Origin of the sequence: Noviherbaspirillum galbum (assembly GCF_010974945.1) — a bacterium.
Lineage (GTDB): Bacteria > Pseudomonadota > Gammaproteobacteria > Burkholderiales > Burkholderiaceae_D > Noviherbaspirillum > Noviherbaspirillum galbum.
The window spans coordinates 1-2,313 of record NZ_JAAIVB010000083.1; the positions used below are offsets into that span (position 1 = coordinate 1).

Below are 2,313 nucleotides of genomic sequence, written 5' to 3' on the forward strand. Positions count from 1 at the left end.
CGTCCCGCCAGCCTTCGCCCAGCTCGACATACTGCCTTGCGACCTCGTCCATGGCCGTACCCTCCATCAACAAAGGCTTGGACACGATTTCGTCTCACTCATTCCGCATACTTACAGCTGTAGTATTAGGAATGCCATACTGGTCTGGATAAGGATCGCGACTGATTATAGGGTTATCAGGATTCAGCCTAGAAAATTTTTCAGGAACAGCTTTAGATCGAACCGTTTCCAAAAATTCAACATCTACTTCAAATGATTTCAACTCCGCGCCTACTAACCCTTTATCAATCTTAGTCTGAAGATACTGCATTGCTCGACCTTCTTGTCCGAAGTTAATCCAAATAATTTGTCCCTTGTTAGGTATCAGCGATACTTCACCTGCCTCGTTAATTACTAGACGTTGATTAGATATGCCTTCAACGCGATAAGCTGTGACGATTCCTTCTGCACGACTCGAGGCATTCCCTGTAATAGTACGCCAATTCACTCCCGCGGAAGGCGCATCTGCAATTGGAAACTGTCCAAACTCGTTAGGTACACTGCGAAATAACTCCGGTACGACTCTCGCAGCAAAACTAGCTAATTGTGCTCCCTTGGTATAAACGAAAGGACTATAAATTTTCCCTGCAAATCCGCCAAGACGCTGCTCATTGTTTGCGTACGGAATTACTTCGCCGTCGGACCAATATTGAGTGGATTGTTTAGCAATTTGATACGCATCGGACGGATCAACTCCTGCCTCTATCAAGCCCTGCATTTGAGCACCTTCCCATATGGTGCTGGTCACGCTCATGACAGTCTTCGGCACGCCATTTATCAAACCAGGGATGAATCCTTTCGCCACCTCACTCACATGATTCATCTGTTTGGAGTATGGCATTGGGTAATCACTAACCCAGAGGCTTTCCGTCCGCCCGCCGCCGTTATTTCCTAACTCATCAGGTGCCTCGCCTTGCTCATAATGCCCCTGCCCGCTACTCGACCAGTCATATAGCCCTAACCGATCAGAATTTTCTACTGTTGGCCGTAGGCTAATTCCGCTTTCAGAAGCCTTGGCGATGATTCCCTGATTATGCATATCTACGAGATGCACCATTTCGTCAAGTCCGCTGAAGTCAACCATACCGCCATTTACCCTATCGCTGAGTGCCATAGCTTCGACTGCGCTTGAACCCACTGTCCGATTTTCCCGGCGCGCATAAATGAGGCTCATGCCATCATCGAAATTTGCCAGAGGTTCTTGTCTTGAAAATAGCGACTTTTCCCGCGCGAGGTCTTGCGCATATTCGTCATGGCTATATTTTGGCGCCCGTCCTTCAACTGAGAAATCGGCACGTGAGGTACTCAGCCAAGCATCCCCACCATCGGTATTCACAATCTCTTTTAACCGATAGCCCATGAGCAACCTCTCTTGCTGACTCATATCAGTCGAAGTCGCATTGCCAGCCTCACGCAAGCCCTCCTGCATCCCGCCCCGGAACGCATCAATCATTGCTTGTGTCCCGCTGACCCGGCCATTCTGTACTCGGCTCTCAGCAATTCCCGATGCCATGCCCGATGCCGCTCCAGTCGCCATGCGCTGCATCAGCGGATCCCAAGTACTTCCCTTGAACGCGCCTTCCATTCCCTGCTGCGCCATGCCGCCCACGCCCGCGCCAATCGCTGACGCCACCACGCTGGTCCAGCTAAACTCGCTGCGCAACCCGGTCACCATGCCGATGCCCTGGCTGACCGCATTGCCTGCGGCTGCCCTGACAACGGCGTTGGAGGCGAGCCCTTCCATCCCTGCGGACACGCCCGCGCCAATCGCCCCGAGCGCCACGCTTTGCAAGCTGAAGCCGTCCTGCGCGCCAATCGCATTACCCACGACTTGGCTTGCCACCGATCCCGCCGCACCGGCGATAGCGGATGTGGTGACGGTGCCGAGCGAACTGGCAATGGCCTCCGTCGCTGCCGTCGCCGTGCCGCCCATGTACGCTGCACCGGCTTGCATGATATCCAGCAGACTGCCGTCGGCGGCGGTGATGCGCACGCGATGGTCGGCCTAGTCGAATTGATAGCTTTCAGTGAGCGCCTTGGTGGTGGCGATGCTGACGGTGTCGTTGCCGTTGTTCTTTGCGACGGCCACACCGGTGCCGGCGGCCTGGGTGACGCTGGCGACCAGGCCATTGTGATTGTAGGCATAGGCGGTGAGCACGCCGTTGGCCTGGCGCAGGCGGACGCGCTGGCCGAAGGCGTCATATTGACTGCGCTCGACGCCACCATCGGCATGCTTCTCTTCGATGAGGTTGCCCGCCGCGTCATAACGACGGC

2 protein-coding genes are annotated in these 2,313 nt (G+C 54.6%); both read right to left on the reverse strand.

Features of this window, described 5'->3' with window-relative positions:
* Positions 1-94 precede the first annotated feature (94 nt).
* Complete coding sequence (locus G3574_RS26245) at positions 95-2,032, reverse strand: hypothetical protein (RefSeq protein ID WP_163968525.1); 1,938 nt, start codon at positions 2,030-2,032, stop codon at positions 95-97.
* A 12-nt stretch (positions 2,033-2,044) separates the two neighbouring features.
* On the reverse strand, positions 2,045-2,313 hold a 269-nt coding region (locus tag G3574_RS26250), incomplete at its 5' end, for an RHS repeat domain-containing protein (RefSeq protein WP_163968526.1).